This is a genomic window from Paenibacillus alkalitolerans, from assembly GCF_016482785.1.
Lineage (GTDB): Bacteria > Bacillota > Bacilli > Paenibacillales > YIM-B00363 > Paenibacillus_AE > Paenibacillus_AE alkalitolerans.
Genome location: NZ_JAEMXM010000004.1, coordinates 185,329 through 204,610 on the forward strand (window position 1 = coordinate 185,329; position 19,282 = coordinate 204,610).

21 protein-coding genes and 1 riboswitch are annotated in these 19,282 nt (G+C 56.1%); of the genes, 16 read left to right on the forward strand and 5 right to left on the reverse strand.

Annotated elements, in window-relative coordinates; translation table 11 throughout:
- Window positions 1-6: 6 nt before the first annotated feature.
- From JET16_RS09470 to JET16_RS09480, 3 genes are all read right to left on the reverse strand, one after another.
- Window positions 7-645, reverse strand: coding sequence for an SDR family NAD(P)-dependent oxidoreductase (locus JET16_RS09470; protein WP_199615596.1), 639 nt, complete (start codon window positions 643-645; stop codon window positions 7-9).
- Window positions 646-807: 162 nt separating this feature from the next.
- Window positions 808-1,206, reverse strand: coding sequence for a cupredoxin domain-containing protein (locus JET16_RS09475; protein ID WP_199615597.1), 399 nt, complete (start codon window positions 1,204-1,206; stop codon window positions 808-810).
- Window positions 1,207-1,386: 180 nt separating this feature from the next.
- Window positions 1,387-1,749 carry a phage holin family protein gene (locus tag JET16_RS09480; protein ID WP_199615598.1) on the reverse strand — a complete coding sequence of 121 codons (363 nt, stop codon included), beginning with the start codon at window positions 1,747-1,749 and terminating at the stop codon, window positions 1,387-1,389.
- 181 nt (window positions 1,750-1,930) lie between these two features.
- Here JET16_RS09480 and JET16_RS09485 point away from each other — a divergent pair, with 181 nt between their 5' ends.
- A complete protein-coding gene (locus JET16_RS09485) occupies window positions 1,931-4,285 on the forward strand; it encodes an endonuclease MutS2 (RefSeq protein WP_199615599.1) in 2,355 nt (784 codons plus the stop codon).
- On the opposite strand, the gene JET16_RS09490 is transcribed toward JET16_RS09485, so the two are convergent.
- Entirely contained in the window at window positions 4,278-5,201 is a 924-nt protein-coding gene (locus tag JET16_RS09490) for an NAD-dependent epimerase/dehydratase family protein (protein ID WP_199615600.1), read from the reverse strand. The genes JET16_RS09485 and JET16_RS09490 overlap by 8 nt on opposite strands.
- Before the next feature lie 203 nt (window positions 5,202-5,404).
- Here JET16_RS09490 and JET16_RS09495 point away from each other — a divergent pair, with 203 nt between their 5' ends.
- From JET16_RS09495 to JET16_RS09510, 4 genes are all read left to right on the forward strand, one after another.
- On the forward strand, window positions 5,405-5,863 hold the full coding sequence (locus JET16_RS09495; protein WP_199615601.1) for a hypothetical protein: 459 nt from the start codon (window positions 5,405-5,407) through the stop codon (window positions 5,861-5,863).
- Window positions 5,864-5,965: 102 nt separating this feature from the next.
- Complete coding sequence (locus JET16_RS09500) at window positions 5,966-7,195, forward strand: MFS transporter (protein ID WP_199615602.1); 1,230 nt, start codon at window positions 5,966-5,968, stop codon at window positions 7,193-7,195.
- 37 nt (window positions 7,196-7,232) lie between these two features.
- A complete protein-coding gene (cysK, locus tag JET16_RS09505) occupies window positions 7,233-8,156 on the forward strand; it encodes a cysteine synthase A (protein WP_199615603.1) in 924 nt (307 codons plus the stop codon).
- A gap of 87 nt (window positions 8,157-8,243) precedes the next feature.
- A complete protein-coding gene (locus JET16_RS09510) occupies window positions 8,244-8,522 on the forward strand; it encodes a hypothetical protein (RefSeq protein ID WP_199615604.1) in 279 nt (92 codons plus the stop codon).
- Window positions 8,523-8,609: 87 nt separating this feature from the next.
- Here the strand turns inward: JET16_RS09510 and JET16_RS09515 are convergent, their stop codons facing one another.
- Window positions 8,610-8,957, reverse strand: a complete 348-nt coding sequence (locus JET16_RS09515) for a winged helix-turn-helix transcriptional regulator (RefSeq protein WP_199615742.1) — start codon at window positions 8,955-8,957, stop codon at window positions 8,610-8,612.
- Window positions 8,958-9,200: 243 nt separating this feature from the next.
- Between JET16_RS09515 and JET16_RS09520 the strand changes: the two genes are divergently transcribed.
- The 11 genes from JET16_RS09520 (at window position 9,201) to cobS (ending at window position 19,267) form a co-directional block, all read left to right on the forward strand.
- Window positions 9,201-9,641 carry a hypothetical protein gene (locus JET16_RS09520; protein WP_199615605.1) on the forward strand — a complete coding sequence of 147 codons (441 nt, stop codon included), beginning with the start codon at window positions 9,201-9,203 and terminating at the stop codon, window positions 9,639-9,641.
- Between the two features lie 210 nt (window positions 9,642-9,851).
- A complete protein-coding gene (locus tag JET16_RS09525; protein ID WP_199615606.1) occupies window positions 9,852-10,343 on the forward strand; it encodes an Lrp/AsnC family transcriptional regulator in 492 nt (163 codons plus the stop codon).
- A gap of 24 nt (window positions 10,344-10,367) precedes the next feature.
- Window positions 10,368-11,534 carry an aminotransferase class I/II-fold pyridoxal phosphate-dependent enzyme gene (locus tag JET16_RS09530; RefSeq protein WP_199615607.1) on the forward strand — a complete coding sequence of 389 codons (1,167 nt, stop codon included), beginning with the start codon at window positions 10,368-10,370 and terminating at the stop codon, window positions 11,532-11,534.
- Window positions 11,535-11,557: 23 nt separating this feature from the next.
- Window positions 11,558-12,112: a hypothetical protein gene (locus JET16_RS09535; protein ID WP_199615608.1), complete on the forward strand. Its 555-nt coding sequence runs from the start codon at window positions 11,558-11,560 to the stop codon at window positions 12,110-12,112.
- A gap of 392 nt (window positions 12,113-12,504) precedes the next feature.
- Window positions 12,505-12,715, forward strand: a riboswitch (cobalamin riboswitch).
- A 209-nt stretch (window positions 12,716-12,924) separates the two neighbouring features.
- Window positions 12,925-13,953, forward strand: a complete 1,029-nt coding sequence (locus tag JET16_RS09540) for an ABC transporter substrate-binding protein (protein ID WP_199615609.1) — start codon at window positions 12,925-12,927, stop codon at window positions 13,951-13,953.
- A 3-nt stretch (window positions 13,954-13,956) separates the two neighbouring features.
- Window positions 13,957-15,003: a FecCD family ABC transporter permease gene (locus JET16_RS09545; protein WP_199615610.1), complete on the forward strand. Its 1,047-nt coding sequence runs from the start codon at window positions 13,957-13,959 to the stop codon at window positions 15,001-15,003.
- Window positions 15,000-15,794 (forward strand): ABC transporter ATP-binding protein, encoded by a 795-nt coding sequence (locus JET16_RS09550; protein ID WP_199615611.1) that lies wholly within the window; start codon window positions 15,000-15,002, stop codon window positions 15,792-15,794. Before JET16_RS09545 ends, JET16_RS09550 begins: the two co-directional genes overlap by 4 nt.
- Before the next feature lie 52 nt (window positions 15,795-15,846).
- On the forward strand, window positions 15,847-16,917 hold the full coding sequence (cobT, locus tag JET16_RS09555; RefSeq protein WP_199615612.1) for a nicotinate-nucleotide--dimethylbenzimidazole phosphoribosyltransferase: 1,071 nt from the start codon (window positions 15,847-15,849) through the stop codon (window positions 16,915-16,917).
- Window positions 16,914-17,486 (forward strand): bifunctional adenosylcobinamide kinase/adenosylcobinamide-phosphate guanylyltransferase, encoded by a 573-nt coding sequence (gene cobU / locus JET16_RS09560; RefSeq protein ID WP_199615613.1) that lies wholly within the window; start codon window positions 16,914-16,916, stop codon window positions 17,484-17,486. The genes cobT and cobU overlap by 4 nt, the downstream gene beginning before the upstream one ends.
- A gap of 6 nt (window positions 17,487-17,492) precedes the next feature.
- Window positions 17,493-18,479 carry an adenosylcobinamide-phosphate synthase CbiB gene (gene cbiB / locus JET16_RS09565; RefSeq protein ID WP_199615614.1) on the forward strand — a complete coding sequence of 329 codons (987 nt, stop codon included), beginning with the start codon at window positions 17,493-17,495 and terminating at the stop codon, window positions 18,477-18,479.
- Complete coding sequence (cobS, locus tag JET16_RS09570) at window positions 18,440-19,267, forward strand: adenosylcobinamide-GDP ribazoletransferase (protein WP_233531305.1); 828 nt, start codon at window positions 18,440-18,442, stop codon at window positions 19,265-19,267. Before cbiB ends, cobS begins: the two co-directional genes overlap by 40 nt.
- Window positions 19,268-19,282: the final 15 nt, after the last annotated feature.

The following is a 19,282-nucleotide window of genomic DNA, read 5'->3' on the forward strand; positions in this document are numbered from 1 at the left end:
GCCGGGTTAAATCAACGCCAGCAATTTCGGAATGACGGTTGCCGGGTCTTCTCCTGTGGCGTGCATGCCGGTACTAATCGCTCCCGGATTAAACAGCGCCACCTTGATGCCGTGTTCGCTTTCTTCGTCCGCCGCCGTGCGGCTCAACGACTCCAGTGCCGCTTTACTGGCGCCGTATGCGGCGAAGCCGCCCGATCCGTTCGCGGCCATGCTCGAGGTGACGTTCACGATCGTCCCGCCGCGCTGCGCGCGCATGATCGGAATGACCGACTGCATCATTAGCAGAGGTCCGGTCGCGTTGACCGCAAGCTGTTCGTTCCACGCATCCAGATCCGTTTGCAAGAGAGAGGCCGCTTCAAACACCGCGGCGTTGTTGATCATGACGTCAACGCGACGGAACCTGTTCATCGACTCGTCCACGAATCGCCTCACCTGCTGCGGGCTCGAAACATCCGCTTCCACTGCCAACGCGTTCCCGGCAACATCCGCTCCCGCAAGCGCTATAGTCTCCTGCAGCGGCTCCAGCGCCCGGCCGCAAATCGCAACTTTTGCTCCGTCGCGCAGAAAAGAAATTGCGATCGCCCGTCCCAAACCGCTGCCGCCACCTGTAACGAGTACCGTTTTGCCACCATATAGTCCGCCCATAATTCCTACCTCCAAACTTGGTTTTTCTCACTATAGCAAAAACGCAGCCCACCCGCCAGAGGATTCGGCTTGTTTTACTTATCAGAAGTTTTGATGAGATTCATAACCGCAAAAAAAACGCCGCCCGAAATTCATCGGGTGACGTGTTTGTCGGTCTCTGTCTTATTCGACAATCAATTTAGCGACCATGTCTTTATGGCCCGTGCCGCACATAATGCTGCACTCAAGCTCATATTCGCCTTTGTCCGGAGTGAACGTCGAGCTTTGTCCGTCCGCCAATTCGATCTCCAGACCGTTTATTTTCAACCCGTGATTGCCTTGGCTCGATGCAAAAGTTAAGTTTACCGTATCGCCGGCTTTGACGCGGTATTCCGGCTGGTCAAATTTGAAGTCCGTCGCCGTTACATTTACGTCAACCGTTGCGCCGGATCCTTCCGCGCCTTCGCCTTCGGCTGCAGCCGTATCCTCGGCCGCTTCGCCGGAAGACGGTTGTCCGCCGCCGCAAGCAGTCAATGCGCCGACCAAGGTAACCGCAAGAAGCAGCATTAAAAGCTTTTTCATCCGTTATTCCCCCTCCGAATTTCCTCTTAACCGCATGCATCAATCATACCGCATACATGCGGAAATGTCAGTGTCCGGAGGGTGTTGAAAGTGTGACAACATGTTGAACGCATGAAGAAAAATAACCAGCCGGCGATCAAGCTGCCGGTCTGATTATTTTTTGCACCTCACGTTCAACTCTTACCTTTCCCTGTGTCGTTCACCGCGGTTAAACGGCGTAGCCACAGGAAGAAACAGGTCGATAAGTCCGATGACGAGCGCCGCGAGAATCGCTCCGATGAACGTCACCCGGACGCCTCCAACGATGAACTGCGCGAAATAAATGACCAGCGCGCTTACCAGAAAACCGACGATTCCGCGCCCGAACGGAGTGATTCGGGCTCCGAAAATTCCCTCGATGATCCAGCCGAAGACAGCGATCACAAGCGCTAGGAACAATGCGCTCCAAAAACCTCCGACCGCAAACTGCGGAACGAGCGCGCCGACTAACAACAAGACGAGTGCGGAGACGACGAATCTGACCACGTGGCCTAGAAAGCGCATAGCTGACACTCCTTCTCAGTTCTTGGTTTGGCTGACACTTTCACGTTTCGGTGCGATCTTAGTATTCCCGGCGCCTAAACCGATATGAATGAGAATGACTGACAAGCTTCGATTGCTTCGGGGGTTTGTTGCTCTGTTTGCGTTCGGATATAATACTTTGTTGAGGGGAGGCGCATAAGCCTTGGACGAAAAGTTACTGGAAAAGCTGGAATATCATAAAATTTTAAATACATTGGCGCAGCATGCCGCTACGTCGATCGGCAAAGCGTTCGCGGAAGGGCTGCGTCCGAGCGGCGATTTGGCGGAAGTCCGGCACAGGCTGCTGGGAACCGACGAGGCGGTGACGATCGACCGCATGAAGGGACAAGCTCCGCTGGGAGGCGTTTCGGATATTCGGGCCTCATTAAAGCGGTCCGTCATCGGCGGGACGTTGAACGCTTCGGAACTGCTCGATATCGCCAATACGGTGTTGGGCGGAAGAAGGGTGAAGCGTTTCGTCGATTCGTTCCGGGAGAAGCATGAAGCGCCTATTCTCGGAGCGCTATGCGACGCGGTTCAAGAGCTGAGGGAGGTCGAGGATCAAATCCGGCGCTGTATCGACGACAACGGCGTTGTTGTGGATACGGCCAGCGACGACCTGCTGCGCATCCGGCGCGAGCTGCGGACGGGGGAAGCGCGCGTGCGCGAGAAGCTGGAATCGATCGTACGCAGCTCATCCGCCCAGAAGATGCTGCAGGATGCTATCGTGACGATGCGCAACGACCGGTTCGTCATCCCGGTAAAGCAAGAATACAGAGGAGCATTCGGTGGAATCGTGCACGATCAGTCTTCTTCGGGAGCTACATTATTCATTGAGCCGGAGGCTGTCGTAACGTTAAACAATAGGCTGCGGGAGCTGAAAATTCAAGAGGAGCGGGAAATCGAGCGGATTTTGCAAAAGCTGACCGCAGCCGTCGCCGGCGAAGCCGAGGCCCTTGGCATCAACGTGGACCTGTTGGGCCAAATCGATTTTATGTTTGCGAAGGCGAGGCTTGCCCGATCCATGAAAGCCAGCTTGCCGGCGGTGAACGACAAAGGGTATTTACGCATTCGCAAAGGCCGGCATCCGCTTATCCCGTTGGAGGACGTCGTGCCGCTTGACGTAGAACTCGGCGCCGGTTACTCCGCCATTATTGTGACCGGACCGAACACAGGGGGCAAAACGGTCACGTTAAAAACGGTCGGCTTGTTGAGTTTGATGGCATTAAGCGGATTGTTCGTTCCGGCGGAAGACGGCAGCGAATGCTGCGTGTTCGACGCGGTGTTTGCCGACATCGGCGACGAGCAAAGCATCGAACAAAATTTGAGCACGTTTTCCAGCCATATGACGAACATTATCTCCATATTGAAGCGAATGACGCCGCGCAGCCTCGTGCTTCTTGACGAGGTAGGGGCAGGTACCGATCCGGCGGAAGGCTCTGCGCTTGCGATCGCGATCTTGGAACATATACGGGAGATGGGCTGCCGTCTCGTAGCGACGACGCACTACAGCGAGTTGAAAGCATACGCCTATGACCGCCCCGTCGTCGTGAACGCAAGCATGGAGTTCAACGTGGAGACGCTGCGCCCGACGTACCGGCTGCTTGTCGGCGTGCCGGGACGAAGCAACGCGTTCGCCATCGCCGAACGGCTCGGGCTGTCCAAGCGCATCATTGACGAGGCTCGCAGCGAAGTCGCGGAGGAAGACCAACGCGTCGAGGCAATGATCTCCAAGCTGGAAGAACACCGGTTGGCGGCGGAGCGCGAACGTGCGGAGGCGGAGCGGCTGCGGCAAGAGTCGGAAGAGATCCGCAAGGAGCTGGCGGACGAGCGCAAGAAGCTGGAGGAACGCCGGACCAAGCTGTTTGAGGAAGCGGAGCGGGAGGCCGCGGAAGCGATTGCGAAAGCGCGGCGCGAAGCGGAATCGATCATCGCCGATTTGCGCAGGCAGGCGCTTGAAGAAGGCGCTTCGATCAAAGAGCACAAGCTGATCGAGGCAAAGCGCAAGCTGGAGGAGGCGGCTCCGAAGCTGAAGAAGAAGCCTGCGCCGGCCGTTCGAACGGCCTCGCCCGCGGCCGTCTCGGCCGGGGACGAAGTGCGTGTGCTCTCGCTCGGACAGAAAGGCCACGTCGTTGAAAAACAAGCGGACGGCGCCATCGTCCAACTGGGCATTATCAAGATGAAAGTCGCTCTCGACGATTTGGAGCCCGTCGCCGCGGACCGGAAGAAGACGGCCGCCGCGGGACCGACCGTTAAGCGAACGAGAGACGACAATGTGCGCACGGAGCTCGATTTGCGCGGCTCCAACCTGGAGGAAGCGCTCATCGAGGTGGACCGCTTCTTGGACGAAGCGATCATGAGCAATTTGGGGCAAGTGTATATCATTCACGGCAAGGGAACCGGGGTGCTCCGCACCGGAATCCAGGATTTCCTTCGACGGCATAAGCATGTCAAAGCTCACCGCCTCGGCAATTACGGCGAGGGCGGGACCGGCGTCACCGTGGCGGAGCTTAAGTGATTTTCACGGACGGACGGATGTATTCCCGGATCCCTTCGGATAACGGAATCGGCGCTGTTTTAAACACGTCGTAGAACGGAGTCCCGTCCCGGCAAATGTTCTCCTCAAGAAGCATCGACAGCTGTGTGCCGGTGATCGGGAAGAAGGGGAACCGTTCGAACAGCGACACCGCCGGTTTCATGAGCGAAAGCGGCACGTGCGCGAGCCGGACGCCGCGGTTCATCGCCCGGCCGATTTCCCGCAGTATGTCGTTATAACTGATTTGCTCCGGTCCCCCAATGTCGAATGCGGCGTTCACCTCGTGATGGGTGAGCGCCTTCACGAACACATCGGAGACCGTTCGTAAAGATACGGGCTGGAGACGGTATTTGCCGTGGCCGATCACCGGAGTCACAGGCAGCTTTACGAGGTCGGCGAGCATGTTCACAAATCCGTCTCCAGGCCCGAAGATGACGGAAGGGCGAAATATGACGTGCGGGATACCGCTTGCCCGCACTAATTGTTCGGCTTCCCACTTCGTGCGGAAATACCCGGAAGATGTCTCAAGGCGCGCTCCCAACGCGCTCATATGAATAAACCGCTTGCCGGCGGCCGCATAGCCCGACTGAACGCACGCGTTTACGATCGCCTTCGTTCCTTCGGTGTGTACCCGTTCGAAAGTGACGCCTTTACCCTGGTTCTCGCGGATTATTCCGACAAGATGAATGACGGCGTCGCATTCGGCAAGCATGGATATGTACGTTTCAGGCTGCAGCAGATTGCCTTCCACAAACCGGACGCTGCCGTTAGAGGCATAAGATCCGGCAACAGGCGGTTTTTTGCGAACCAAGCACGTTACGTGATAATCTTTACTCAACAGTCCGGCCAAGATGCCGGAACCGACAAACCCGGCTGCGCCCGTCACGAATACCCGCATCGATAATCCCTCCATTACGCGGTGCGTGCAACGGGAACACTTCCCGTTACAGCGGCTTTTGTAACTCTTATTGTAATTCTTTTTGCGGAGGTATGCATGAAATATTTATGGGGATCGCTCATGGCGATCGCGCTTATGTTTCTTGCGGCAGGCATTTATTATTTCGTTAATTACGCGATGTAGACGACGAAAGGAAGTATACCATGACGCAAATATGCCCTTGGTGCCAGATGGAAATCGTCTGGGACGACGAATTCGGGCCGGAATCGAATTGCCCGCATTGCTACAACGAATTGGGGGAATACCGGACGCTGTCGATTCCGGTGAAACGCAACGAGCGGGGGGACATGTTCGAGGACGACTCGGACGGCGAATGGAACAAGTACGCGAACGCGGTGCAGGATGTTCTGGACGAACAAGATGATGTGCCGGAATGCCCGCTATGCCAGGAATATATGGTGTTGGCGGGCAAGCAGACGGTAACGGAGCGGGAGCTCGCGCCGAATATTCCGTCCGCCGGGTCGGTGCCGTTTCTAACGCCTCCGTACCGTACCGACGTGTTCGTTTGCTCCCACTGCTTCACATTTCAATATCGTTTGAGCGAAGAGGACCGCATGCGCACCATCCGAACGCTGGCCGGGCGAAAAGCCCGCCGGCCGTAGGAGGAGCCACGGTTCCTCTTTTTTCCGAGGTGTTTTACGTTTTCCGCATTTGGGAACGTTAAAGTGTGTTACGTGAAAACGCGGAAAAAGGAGACACGAACCATGCCGGATGCGAAAGAGCACAAAGCAGGCAGCCTGGACCGGCAAAATAGGCTGCTTCTCCTCGTAAATGCTCTGTTTGCAACAGCCAACGCGCTGTCGGGTGCTTTCGTGAACGTGTATTTATGGAAAGCGAAACAGGATTACGCGATGATCGGCTATTTCGCCTTATCCAATCAAATTGTTATGGCGGTCACGTTTTGGCTTGCGGGCAAATGGGTCAAAGAGCATAACAAGATGAATTCGCTGCGTCTGGGAGTCGTTCTGGCGGCGGTCTTTTATTTGCTCGTTCTTTGGTTCGGAAAGAAAGCCGCGGAATGGGTCATATTGCTGGGCGGAGTTCAGGGGCTGTTTTCGGCGTTTTTTTGGCTGGCTTTCAATATCATTTACTTTGAAGTGACGAGCCGCGACAACCGCGACGAATTCAACGGATGGCAAGGACTGCTAGGGTCGGGCGCCGGAATGGTCGCTCCGTGGGTATCCGGTTTTCTTATTACGCGCATGGACGATACGGCCGGGTACCGGTTGATTTTCTCGATCTCGTTGGCTATTTTTGTTATCGGAGCTATTGCAAGCTTTTTCTTGCGGCGCAGACCGGCTCAGAAGCATTACGAATGGTTATACGGCTTGCAGCAGCTGAGGCAGCATGGCAACGAGTGGCGGTTCGCGTTTCCGGCGCTGCTTGCTCAAGGCCTAAGAGAAGGGGTATTCGTGTTTCTGATCGGCCTACTGGTATACATCGCGACGAAAAACGAGCTTCTTCTGGGAAACTATTCATTAATCACATCGGCGGTGTCCCTTGGAGCGTATTACTTGGCGGGCAAGTTCATAAAGCCCCGCAGAAGAAGCGTCTCCATGCTCATAGGGGCGTTGGCGATGACGGGCGTGATCTTGCCGTTCTTTTGGAACATAAATTTCACGACGCTTCTCATCTTCGGCATTACGGTTTCGCTCTTCTATCCTCTGTATTCGATTCCTATCACGTCAACCGTTTTCGATCTGATCGGAACCAACATGGAAAGCGCCCGGCATCGGGTGGAATACGTGGTCCTAAGGGAGACGGCGCTCAATATCGGCAGAATCGCCGGAACGATTATGTTCATCGCGGTCGTATCGTTCTCGACGAAACCGGCCGTCCTCGTCGGCTTCATGCTGTTTATCGGCTGCTCTCCCATACTGTCTTGGCTGTTTATGCGCCGGCTGCTCGTTGCGGACCCTTCCCGCATTCGCTAAAATATGCATGAAGTGCGGTTAGAGAGGTGGTCCTTTCATGGCTCGAAGAAAGATGGCCGATAACATAACTCAGCTGATCGGAGATACGCCCGCCGTCTTGCTCCAACGGCTTGCCGGTCCGGCATGCGCCGATGTGTATGTCAAGCTGGAGTTTTACAATCCGAGCCGCAGCGTCAAAGACCGTGCGGCTTTTAATTTGATCGCGCAAGCGGAGAAGGACGGCCGTCTTCGTCCCGGCGCCACGATTATTGAGCCTACGAGCGGCAATACCGGCATCGGTCTCGCGATGAACGCGGCGGCCAAAGGGTACCGCGCCATTCTCGTCATGCCCGACAATATGAGCAAGGAACGAATCAATATCCTGAAAGCTTACGGTGCGGAAGTCGTATTGACGCCGGCCGCCGAACGAATGCCTGGAGCCATACGCAAAGCGAAGGAGCTCGCGGAAAGCATTCCCGGCAGCTTCATTCCCCAGCAATTTGAAAATGCCGCGAATCCGGACATTCATCGCGCCACGACCGCCGTTGAAATTATGGAGCAGATGGACGGGAAGCTGGACGCGTTCGTCGCTACGGCCGGCACGGGCGGAACAATTACGGGAACGGGAGAGGCGCTGCGCGAACGTCTGCCCGGACTTCGCATCTATGTGGCGGAACCGAAAGGTTCTCCGGTGCTGTCCGGCGGCCAGCCCGGTCCGCATAAGCTCGTAGGGACGAGTCCCGGATTTATTCCGAAAATATTGAACACGCAATTGTATGATGAAATCGTTCAGGTGTCGGACGACGATGCGCTCTCCGTGATGCGCGATTTGGCGAGATTGGAAGGGCTGCTGGTCGGCCCGTCTTCGGGGGCGTCCGTATGGGCGGCTCTGATGGCCGCTCAACGTCTCGGACCGGGCAAGCGGGTTCTTTGCATCGCTCCGGACACGGGGGAACGCTATTTAAGCATGGATATTTGGTGACCGGCGCCTATTGCATAAATATACATTTTTCTGTATTATTATTAGTAACAGCTAAACGCGGTACAGAAAGGTGGCCGGTGAACGGACATGAAAATCGCATTTGAGAAAAGGTTGCCGGATCCGGAGCTATTTTTTCAATTGGTGAATGAGTGCGGAGAAGGAAGCGGGCAGGAAGAAGCGGGTAAGCGGTACGCCCTGCTGCAGCGGCACTCGGACCGGGTCGTTGCGGCATATGACGGAGATGTGCTGGTTGCCGTCGGCGCGCAAGACGCCGAATTCGGCGGGGAATGGTCGGCGACGGTGCGTTCCGATTACGCCAAACGGGATCTGGAGTCCAACATGAAGAAGCTGTTGGTATACATGTAAGTCGAACAATAATCGTACAGCCCCTTCGCGAGAAGCGGGCTGTTTTTGTTGCCTGGATGATCCCGTCGATCACTTAGAGTTCACACGTTATTCAGTGCCCAAATTTTGAACTTCGCTTTTCGAGGACGTTTTTTCCATATAATCTCCGCCCCAATGACAAAGAGCCTCCAAAACGGGCTCAAGAGAGTGCCCGAGTTCCGTAAGTGAATATTCGACTTTCGGAGGGACTTGATTGAATACTTTCCGCATAATTAAACCGTCATTCTCCAATTCTCTTAACGTTTGTACCAGCATTTTTTGAGTGATGTCCGGTACTAACCGCTTTAACTCCCCCGTGCGCTGCGGCCCCGTGATTATATGATACAATACACGGCTTTTCCATTTTCCGCCAATTACTTGCAAGGTTTTTTCGAGTTGTGTGTAATAAGTTTTCAGTTCGATAAACTCCTTTCAAATTCAATTATTACTTATTAGTGACTATATAACTTTAAAGTGGGTACTATTATTCGGATTATTAATGAATCATAATAGCACTTGTCAGCGGTCAAGAACAGTATTGTTATAAAATTATCGAACAGGAGAGTGAAATGATGGTACCGGCACTTGCGTAAAACGGGAATCGATATCAACCATCCCGATTCTTTATGTTTTCATGACTAAACACGAGGAGAGATTCACATGAACGAAGAAAAGAAGTTGAAATGGCTCAAAACTTTTTTGCGTGTGTATGGAGTTTTGACGTTTCTCATATTTGGGAGCCTTTCAGCGGGTTTTATCATCCAAACCCCTCATTTGAATCCGGGAGGGCCGCTCCACTGGCTCATATGGGATGATGTTACTGGTCATGTTGCGCCCATGTTGTTCGTGATTTATTTAGTGTGGGGAGTATTCTTCTTCCTGGCAGCCAACAATCCGCTCAAGTATAGGACATTTCTTGATTTTACCATGTGGGCCAATCTGGTTCACGGCTTAGTCATGGTACCAATGGCTTTGGAAGGTTCTCATATGTATCACAGCAAATTCCTCACTGACATTCCGTTCATACTGGTTCTCTCCATCGGAATTTATCTGCTGCGGCCGAGAGTGCCTAATGGGCAAAATGTTGCCCTCGACTCTTAATAAGAACATGACGGAGCAACTACAAGGTACGAGATAAAAGACGACCCCATTCTCCATTTTTGGAGTAAGGGTCGTCTTTTCGGTGTCTAAGCAGGCCGGTATGCTGGCAGGCAGTTTTTTTCTTTTGCAGACCGGGTAAGGATTCTGTAATATGGATGGTATATAAAATTTTCATATTATCAAATATGTTGCAAGTAGGGAGAGGTTTACATGACAGAGCTGCAGTACAAAATCTTGGAGCTGCTGAAAGAAGATTCGCGCCGAAATCCGGAATTGATCGCGACATTGCTCGATGTCAGCGTCGAAGCGGTAACAGAGGCCATTCACGATATGGAACAAAACCACATCATCGTCAAATACGCGACGGTCGTCAACTGGAGCAAAGTGGATCAGGAGAAGGTGACGGCGTTAATCGAAGTTCAGATCACGCCTGAGCGCGGCCACGGGTTTGACGCCATCGCCGAGCGGATTTACTTGTACCCGGAAGTGAAAAGCGTGTATTTGATGTCCGGAGCATACGATCTGTTGGTCGAAATCGAAGGCAAGAGCCTGCGCGAAATCGCGTCGTTCGTATCGAACAAATTGTCGACGCTCGAACGGGTGCTTTCCACGAAAACATTTTTCATTCTAAAGAAATATAAGCAGGACGGGATCATCTTCGAAGAGCACGAGGGCGATCACCGCATGCTCATCTCGCCGTAACGGGCGAAGGGAGAGGGGAGTCCCATGCAACGTTATTTGACGCCTTACGTTCAGAAAATACCGCCTTCCGGGATTCGGAAATTTTTCGATCTGGTCAGCGCAAGCAAGGACATCATATCGCTCGGTGTCGGAGAGCCGGATTTCGTCACGCCTTGGCGCATGCGAGAGGCGGCCGTATACGGCTTGGAGCAGGGGCGCACGACATATACGCATAACGCGGGCTTGCCTGAGCTTAGGGAAGAAATCGCCTCGTACTTGTTCGACCGGTTCGAAGTCCGATATGAGCCGAAGAACGAAGTGATCGTAACGATCGGCGGCAGCGAAGCGATCGATCTGGCGCTTCGGGCGCTTGTTTCACCGGGCGACGAAGTGCTGATCCCCGAGCCTTGTTATGTTTCCTACTCTCCGATCACCGCCATCGGCGGCGGCGTGCCGGTAGGGATTGAAACGTTCGCGCAAGACAACTTCAAGCTGCGCGCCGATATGTTGGAAAAGGCGATCACGCCGAAGTCGAAAGTTCTTATTCTAAGTTATCCGAGCAATCCGACGGGCGGCATTATGACGAGGGAAGATTGGACACCGATTGCGCGATTGGTCGAGAAGCACGATTTAATCGTCATTTCCGATGAAATATACGCCGAATTGACATATGGCTTGAAGCACGTCAGCTTTGCGTCGATGCCTGGCATGAGGGACCGCACCGTCTTGGTCAGCGGATTTTCCAAAGCGTTCGCCATGACCGGCTGGCGCTTGGGTTACGCTTGCGGACATGCCGATATTATCGGGGCGATGCTGAAAATTCACCAATATACCGTCATGTGCGCGCCGCATATGGCGCAGCTGGCGGCGATCGAAGCGCTGCGCAACGGCATGGAAGAGAAGGACCGGATGATAGAGTCGTATAACCAACGCCGGCGACTTGTGGTGAAAGGGTTCCGCGAGCTGGGGCTCCGGTGCCATGAACCGCAAGGAGCGTTCTATGCGTTTCCCTCCATCGCATCCACGGGATTGTCGTCGGACGAGTTCGCTCAGCAGCTGTTAAGCGAAGGGAAAGTCGCCGTCGTTCCGGGGCACGTCTTCGGGCTCGGCGGCGAAGGCTTCGTCCGCTGCTCATATGCAACGTCCGTAGCGAAGTTGGAGGAAGCTTTGGGGAGGATCGGATCGTTTTTGCAAAATATACGCGGCAATTGACGCATTACGAGAAGAGGCAGACAGTGCGTAAAACGTGGTGGATAACGGTTTTGCTCGCAGCTGCTATGCTGCTCCCGTTGACCGGCTGCGGCGAACCGGAGGCTGACGTGTCGATCTTCGTCATGACGCAGCCGGCGCCCGATATGGAAGCGGTCGAAAAGATGGAAGCCGAGCTGGAGAAGCAACTGGGGGATAAGGCCGTCGATCTGATCGTGAGTCCGCTTTTTTCTATTGAAAAGCTGATCGTCGAAACGGCGGTAGCCACTCACGGGGTGTTTATCTTAAACGAAAAGCCCGTAAAAGATTTCGCGACACAGGGGGCGTTCTTGCCGCTTGACGATACGTTCTCGCCCGAGGATTACCCGGAAGGCGTCATCGACATGACGATCACGGAAGGCGAAACGGAAAAGACGGTTACAGGCTTGTACGTCATTCCGGTCGATCAAACGGATTGGTTCCGCTTAGGCGGCTACAACGGAGAGACGGCGTACGCTTATGTGCCCGTGAACGCTCCGAACCCGGAGCTTGCGAAGAAAGCACTGAAAGCGATAGTCGACTGGAAAACGCAGGCCGAATGAAGCCTGTCCTGCTTGCAGACATCCGCCTGAAATGGACAATAGGGTCAATTATTGAGCCTACCCGCAGGTATTAGCTCAAAAATTGACCCTATTTGCAATTCGCATCCAGTATTTATGGGCATCACAGCGATATAAGCGCACTTTTTGACCTTAATTTACTCTAACTGCCTGCTGCCCGAGTGGTTAGGGTCAAAAATTGAACTTATTCACACAAATAGGCGCAATTTTTGACTCTATCCGCATTTCGGACGGATTATCCGACGAGTTCCGAGCCGATAATTGTCGCATGATCCACTTGTTAGCTTGAAACAGTACATGAAGCAATACCCCGAATTGACAGCGGTAAAGGCTTCTCATATAATCAGCTACATGAGATGAAGCTCGACCGAAATATTGCCTGAACGTATGCAGGTCCTTTCTCCACGGTCGCATTGACCGGCAGAGAGAGGTTAATAGGGAAGCCGGTGCAAGTCCGGCACGGTCCCGCCACTGTAAATGGGGATGCCCTCATCATGCCACTGTTCGCCTTGACGCGGATGGGAAGGCGAGGAGCGTCACTTTCAACCCATGAGTCAGGAGACCTGCCTGCATATGACAAGCTGACGATCAATCCTTCGAGGAAAAGGATGCAGCCGTTCGTTCAAGATAATAGGAAAGACGCTTAAATAAGCAAGACTGCGTCCTTCGGATTGACTGCGAACAAGCTGACTGCCTCCGTTTCTTTGGAAACGGGGGCTTTTTCTTCGTTAGTCAAGGTTTGAGGGGGCGGGCCCCATCTCCACACGAGCGGTACAAAGAGAGGGGAAACAGAGATGAACAGATGGTTGAAACAATGGTTGACGGTCATCCTAGCGGTGTTATTGGCTTTCGGAGCGGCGGCGTGCGCTTCCGGCGGCAATACGAATTCCGGATCGGACGGCGTGACCGGTGCCGGGGAAGAGCAGTCCCACGATGGGCACGAGTCGGCAACGGAGACGGAGAAGGCGGCTCAGCAAGAGGAAACGGGTGGCGCGGAAGCTGCCGAAACGAAGTATCCGCTCACCGTTAAGGATGCTTCGGGACTGGAAATTACGTTCGAGAAGGCGCCGGAGCGCATCGTTGCGCTTTCGCCGAGCGAGACGGAGGTGTTGTTCGCGTTGGGGTTAGGCGATCAAATCGTCGGCGTGAGCGATTGGAGCGATTACCCCGAGGAAGCGAAGTCGAAACCGAAGGTCGGCGGGATGGAAGCGAACACGGAAGTGATCTTGGAGGCGAATCCGGACCTCGTGGTCGGAGGACTGTCGTTTAACGGCGGGACGGTGGAGCAGCTGCGCGAGCTCGATCTCACTGTGTTTGCGAGCGAACTGAAGACGTTGGACGACGTCATTGCGCATATCGAACAAATCGGGCAAATCGCGAACCGCAATGCGGAAGCCGCGGAAGTCGTGAAGAAGATGAAGTCGGAACGCCAGACCGTGCTTGACGCCGTGGCCGGATTGCCGGAAGAAGAGAAGCGGACCGTATATATCGAGTTCTCCCCGGGCTGGACGGTGGGAAAGGGCGAATTTATGGACGAACTGATCACGTTGTCCGGCGGCGTTAACGTGGCGGATCAGGACGGTTGGTATGAAATCAGCGAAGAAAAAATAATTGCAAGCAATCCGGACGTTATTTTATTCGGTAAAAATGTCGACGGATTGGAAGCGACGATTAAAGGGAGAGCCGGTTGGGACAAAGTTGAAGCGATCGCGCAGCAGCGGGTGTTCGGAATCGACGACAACCTGCTTTCCCGTCCGGGCCCCCGCGTAACGCAAGGGCTGTTGGAAGTGGCGAAATCCATTTATCCGGAGAAGTTTGAGTAACATATGAGACGTAAACTGGCGGTTTGGGGAGGGGCAGGCATTCTGTTCCTCCTTCTCTCTATTGTAATCAGCGTTTCCATCGGGTCCGCACATCTGCCGCTGGCGACGGTTTGGGCGATTTTGGTGCACAATATTCCTCTGGCCGGGGATTGGGTGAGAGCCGAATGGCCGTCATCGTCGGAACAAATCGTGATTCAAGTCCGGCTGCCCCGCATTGTGCTCGGAATCTTGATCGGCGCGGCTTTGTCGGCGTCGGGCGCCGGATTTCAGGGCGTTCTGCGCAACCCGCTGGCGGACCCGTTCACGCTCGGCGTTGCCTCCGGAGCGTCGGTAGGCGCGGCGTTCCTCATAGTAACCGGTTTGCAATATGCTTTATTCGGCAATTGGACGATTCCTGCGGTCGCATTTTGCACCGGCATGGCTACGCTGTTCGCCGTATACTCGATTGCGCGCGTGGAAGGCGGCATGCGGAAGGAGACGCTTATTTTGGCAGGGGTCGTCTTGCAGGCGTTTCTCGGGGCGGCCGTTTCGTTCATGGTGTCGCTTTCGGACGAAGTCGTGAACTCAATCGTATTTTGGCTTATGGGCAGCTTGCATTTGCGGGGGTGGGGGTTCTCCGCCGCAACGGCGCCGTATGTCGCCGCGGGTCTTGCGGTGCTGCTGCTATACGGGAGAACGCTGAATTTGTTTGAGCTTGGGGAGCGAAGCGCCGCCCATCTCGGAGTGAACGTGGAACGGACGAAATGGATCGTATTGTCCGTTTCCACCTTGATGACGGCGGCCGCCGTTTCGGTGACGGGGGTTATCGGATTTGTCGGCCTGATCGTGCCGCACCTTGTCCGCCTCGTCGTCGGGCCGGATTACCGGCTTATTATTCCGCTGTCCGCCATCGTAGGAGCCATCTACCTTGTTTGGGCGGATACGCTGGCACGCATGCTGCTCTCGCCGACGGAAATCCCGCTCGGCGTCGTTACGGCGTTTCTCGGCGCGCCTTTCTTCGGGTATTTGTTGCTGAAGCATAAGAAGACGTTGGGAGGGAACGGCTCATGATCCATGTTTCTTCCTGCTGCAAGTCATACGGCGGATATGCGGTGCTCGACAACGTTTCGTTCGATGTGAGGCGCGGCGAGATGTTCGGCGTCATCGGCCCGAACGGGAGCGGAAAGTCTACGCTGCTCCGTCTCTTATCGGGATTGGAACCGGCGTCCGGCGGCACCGTTGCGGTGGATGGGCGGCCCGTTGCGTCATACAAGCGGAAGGAGCTCGCCCGCTGGCTTGCAGTGCTGCAGCAAGACGCGCTTCCGCCCACCGGCTTCTCCGTCCGTGAAATCGTCGAGATGGGAAGGTTTCCTTATCAGAATTGGTTGGGCGAGGAGCCGGAGGATAAGTCGGAGTTGATCGAGTCGGTAATGGCCCGCTTGGGTTTGACGCCGTTAGCCGGACATTCGGTCGAATCCTTGAGCGGGGGAGAGCGGCAGCGCACGGCGCTGGCGAAGGTGATGGTGCAGCAGCCGAAGCTGCTGCTTCTGGACGAGCCGACCACTTATCTCGACATCGGCTACCAAATTCAGCTGATGGACTCGATCCGGTCGTGGCAGAAGGAAGCCGATCTGACGGTTATAGCGGTGCTTCACGATTTGAATTTGGCCGCGCAGTATTGCAACCGGATCATGATCATTCACGGAGGCCGCGTTGTGAGGATCGGCAAGCCCGAGGATGTCATCGTGCCGGAAACGATCGACCCGGTTTACGGAGCGAGGACGACGGTATTGCCCCATCCTGTGACAGGAACGCCGCAAGTTTTGTTGAATCCCTCAGAGCGATTTAGTACGGAAAAATGAAGCGCTATCGGGTATAATGGGATAAAATGCAGGCGGAAGAGGGCGATCAACCTTGAAATTGAGGGAAATTTCGGCAGCGATCGAGCCGCTTCACGACGGGTGGACGGCGCAAGCGAAAGCTCGCTTGAATTCGCTTACGAAGCCACAGGGAAGTTTAGGGCAGCTGGAAAGCATAGCGGAGCGCATGGCGGGCATTCACCGCACGCTTACGCCCCCTGCCGGCCCGAAGGCGGTCATAGTCATGGCGGCGGATCACGGAGTGTGCGAGGAAGGGGTAAGCGCATTCCCGCAAGCGGTCACGGAGCAGATGGTTCGCAATTTCTTGAACGGCGGTGCGGCGGTTAACGTGTTGGCGAGAAGCGCGGGAGCGGATGTATTTTGCGTCGATATGGGTGTGGCGGCGGACGTTGACCACCCGCGACTGTTGGTGAAGAAGACGGTTCGCGGCACGTCCAACATGACGAAAGGCCCCGCGATGAGCGTTGAGATGGCCGTCGAAGCGATTCAAGCGGGTATCGATACGGTCGAAATGTTGAAAGGCAAAGGGTACCGCTTGCTCGCGGTCGGAGAGATGGGTATCGGGAATACGACGGCGGCGGCCGCTATTTTGTCCGCCGCAACTGGCGCCGCCGCCGAGTTGTCGGTCGGCCGGGGCACGGGAATCGACGACGCCGGTCTTGCCAGAAAGCGCGAAGCGGTGCGAAAGGCGCTGCAAGTCAACGCGCCGGATCGGAACGATCCGCTCGACATACTAGGGAAGGTCGGAGGACTTGAGATTGCGGGGATGGCGGGAGTTTGTTTAGGCGCAGGCATGCATCGTCTGCCTGTTGTCATCGACGGGTTCATCTCGACGGCTGCGGCATTGATCGCGACGATGATCGCGCCCAATGCCGCGCACTATTTGTTTCCGTCGCACCTGTCGCAAGAACCCGGTCATGCGCTGCTGCTGGAACAACTGGGCATGTCGCCGCCGCTTCGGCTGGACATGCGGCTTGGCGAAGGTACAGGGGCTGTGCTGTGCATGTCGCTGATCGAATCGGCGGTCCGGATCATGAACGAGATGGCTACGTTCGAATCCGCCGGGGTTTCCGGCCAATCGGATGCGGGGAGCGTTGCCACTTGATCGTGATGGTAACCGGCGGGGCTCGCAGCGGCAAAAGCTCGTTCGCCGAGCGGTATGCGGAACGTCTCGGTGCGGACGGCATTTACATCGCCACCGCGGAAGCGCGGGACGACGAAATGAGAGACCGGGTCGAGCGGCATCGGGTCAGACGGCAGGAATCCGGTTTCCGGTGGAAAACGCAGGAGGAGCCGTTTCGGCTGCCGGAGCGGCTCGAATCGGTGGATTTCGAATATAACGTGTATCGCGCCGGCCATACGGTCGTGCTGGTCGACTGCTTAACGTTGTGGCTGTCGAACATGCTTCTGCAGTGGGAGTGCGAAGAAGACGCGGAGACTCGCTGTATGGGGCGGGTGGATATGCTGGCGGAAGTGCTTCGCCGGTTTCAAGGAGACATCCTGCTCGTCACGAATGAAGTGGGCTACGGGATTGTGCCGGCCACGCCGCTCGGACGGAAGTTCCGGGACGTATGCGGGCGCATGAATCAGACAATCGCGGATGTGAGCGATCGGGTGTTTCTTGTAACGGCAGGCATCCCGATCGAGTTGAAAAGCCGTCAGTTCAAGTGGTGAAATACATTGTTGATTTATTCCTTGGAAGAGACGTTGTGGATGGCGGCCGCGGCGCTTGCGATCGATCGGATCGTCGGGGATCCGGAACGTCTTGTGCATCCGGTCGTGCTGTTCGGCCGCTGGATTCGTTGGGCCGAAACCCGTATGTATACGGAGTCAACCGCGCGGCATTCGTTTCTGCGCGGTTTGTTGCTTTGCGCGTCTACGACGGTTGGGGCGGGCGCGGCGGCATGGTGCATCGTCTCCGCCGCTTCGGTTCTGCACCCTTGGGCGGGCTATGCGGTCAACACTTGGCTCATTTCAACAACGATCGCTTGGAAAGGCTTGAGGGACGCCGGCGTGAAAGTGTATGTCCCTTTGTCGCGGGGCAATCTTCCGGAAGCGCGAACGTATACCGGCTATATCGTCGGAAGGGACACGCATTCGTTGAACGAAGCGGAATGCGCCCGGGCGGCGGTGGAGACGTTGGCGGAAAATACGGTCGACGCCGTCGTTTCGCCCGTCGTGTTTGCGCTGATCGGGGGCGCTCCCCTCGCCTTCTTGTACCGCGCGGCGAACACGCTGGATTCGATGGTCGGGTACCGGAATGCGCGCTATGAATGGTTCGGGAAAGCGTCCGCCCGGTTGGACGATGCGCTGAATTACATACCTGCGCGGCTGGCAGGTTTGCTGCTTAGCTGCGCCGCGGCTTTCTGCGCCGGAGCATCGGGCTTGCGGGCGCTGCGTGCGGTGGCCGAATTCGCTCATCTGCATCCCAGCCCGAACAGCGGCATACCGGAGTCCGCGGTCGCCGGGGCGCTCGGTATCCGCCTTGGCGGCGTCAATACATATAACGGTGTGCCGTCCCGCCGCGCATCGATGGGGTGGGGGGAACGGCCGCTTAGGATTACGGACATTATGCGCGCCGTGTCATTGCTTGAATGGTCGGGCGCGCTGCTGACGGGAGGACTGGTATGCGCCGCACTGCTCGTAACCTTATTAACTGGGGCGTAGGCGCCTTAGCCGCACTGCAATTGATGACGAGGCTTCCGCTGCCGTTCGCCCTCCCGTGGAACGATGCGACGGGACGGAGAAGCGTTGTGTTTTATCCGCTCGCCGGCGCGGTCGTCGGCGCGTTGGCGGGCTGCGGGTTTATGTTGTTACCCCGGGCGCTTCCCGATGCTCCCTCGGCGGCTCTGCTGCTTGTCCTATGGATATGGGTGACGGGAGCGCTGCATCTGGACGGGTTGATGGATACGGCGGACGGGCTTTGGAGCAACCGGCCGAGGGAGCGCATGCTGGAAATTATGAAGGATCCGCGTGTCGGAGCGATGGGCGTCGTCGCCGGCTGCTCGGCGCTCGTGCTCAAGTTTGCGCTGTTGTCGGCGCTGGTGGAATCGGCGCGCGCCGGCGCTCCGAATATCGGGGCAGCGGTCGCTATCGTGCCGGTAGTGAGCCGCGCGTTCCTGCCTTGGGCCGTCGCCGGTTGGCCGTATGCGGGGGGTAGCGCAGGCATGGGCGCGTCGCTTGCATCCGCCGGCGTCCGCCATGCCGCAGCTTCTTTGCCCGTTGCCGCCATGTGCGCGGCGGTGCTGTTTGCCGCCTTCGGCACGGGCGACATTGAATTTGCCGCGCCGCTCTTCGCGGGCGGCCTCGCCGTTGCCGCCGCAGTCGGAGCATTCGCCGCTTGGCGCATTGCCCGCCGTCTCGGCGGGTTGACCGGCGACACGTACGGCGCGTTGGTCGAGTGCATCGAGCTCGCGCTGCTGACGGCCTTGGCTGCGCTCGGGTTTGCGCCTTAGTGGCGGCTCGGATTA

Excerpts from the sequence above, each read along its gene's own strand:
- JET16_RS09470 (WP_199615596.1), bottom strand. The coding sequence starts at position 645 with ATGGGCGGACTATATGGTGGCAAAACGGTACTCGTTACAGGTGGCGGC.
- JET16_RS09475 (WP_199615597.1), bottom strand. The coding sequence starts at position 1,206 with ATGAAAAAGCTTTTAATGCTGCTTCTTGCGGTTACCTTGGTCGGCGCA.
- JET16_RS09480 (WP_199615598.1), bottom strand. The coding sequence starts at position 1,749 with ATGCGCTTTCTAGGCCACGTGGTCAGATTCGTCGTCTCCGCACTCGTC.
- JET16_RS09490 (WP_199615600.1), bottom strand. The coding sequence starts at position 5,201 with ATGCGGGTATTCGTGACGGGCGCAGCCGGGTTTGTCGGTTCCGGCATC.
- JET16_RS09495 (WP_199615601.1), top strand. The coding sequence starts at position 5,405 with ATGACGCAAATATGCCCTTGGTGCCAGATGGAAATCGTCTGGGACGAC.
- JET16_RS09500 (WP_199615602.1), top strand. The coding sequence starts at position 5,966 with ATGCCGGATGCGAAAGAGCACAAAGCAGGCAGCCTGGACCGGCAAAAT.
- cysK (WP_199615603.1), top strand. The coding sequence starts at position 7,233 with ATGGCTCGAAGAAAGATGGCCGATAACATAACTCAGCTGATCGGAGAT.
- JET16_RS09510 (WP_199615604.1), top strand. The coding sequence starts at position 8,244 with ATGAAAATCGCATTTGAGAAAAGGTTGCCGGATCCGGAGCTATTTTTT.
- JET16_RS09520 (WP_199615605.1), top strand. The coding sequence starts at position 9,201 with ATGAACGAAGAAAAGAAGTTGAAATGGCTCAAAACTTTTTTGCGTGTG.
- JET16_RS09525 (WP_199615606.1), top strand. The coding sequence starts at position 9,852 with ATGACAGAGCTGCAGTACAAAATCTTGGAGCTGCTGAAAGAAGATTCG.
- JET16_RS09530 (WP_199615607.1), top strand. The coding sequence starts at position 10,368 with ATGCAACGTTATTTGACGCCTTACGTTCAGAAAATACCGCCTTCCGGG.
- JET16_RS09540 (WP_199615609.1), top strand. The coding sequence starts at position 12,925 with ATGAACAGATGGTTGAAACAATGGTTGACGGTCATCCTAGCGGTGTTA.
- JET16_RS09545 (WP_199615610.1), top strand. The coding sequence starts at position 13,957 with ATGAGACGTAAACTGGCGGTTTGGGGAGGGGCAGGCATTCTGTTCCTC.
- JET16_RS09550 (WP_199615611.1), top strand. The coding sequence starts at position 15,000 with ATGATCCATGTTTCTTCCTGCTGCAAGTCATACGGCGGATATGCGGTG.
- cobS (WP_233531305.1), top strand. The coding sequence starts at position 18,440 with ATGCGCCGCACTGCTCGTAACCTTATTAACTGGGGCGTAGGCGCCTTA.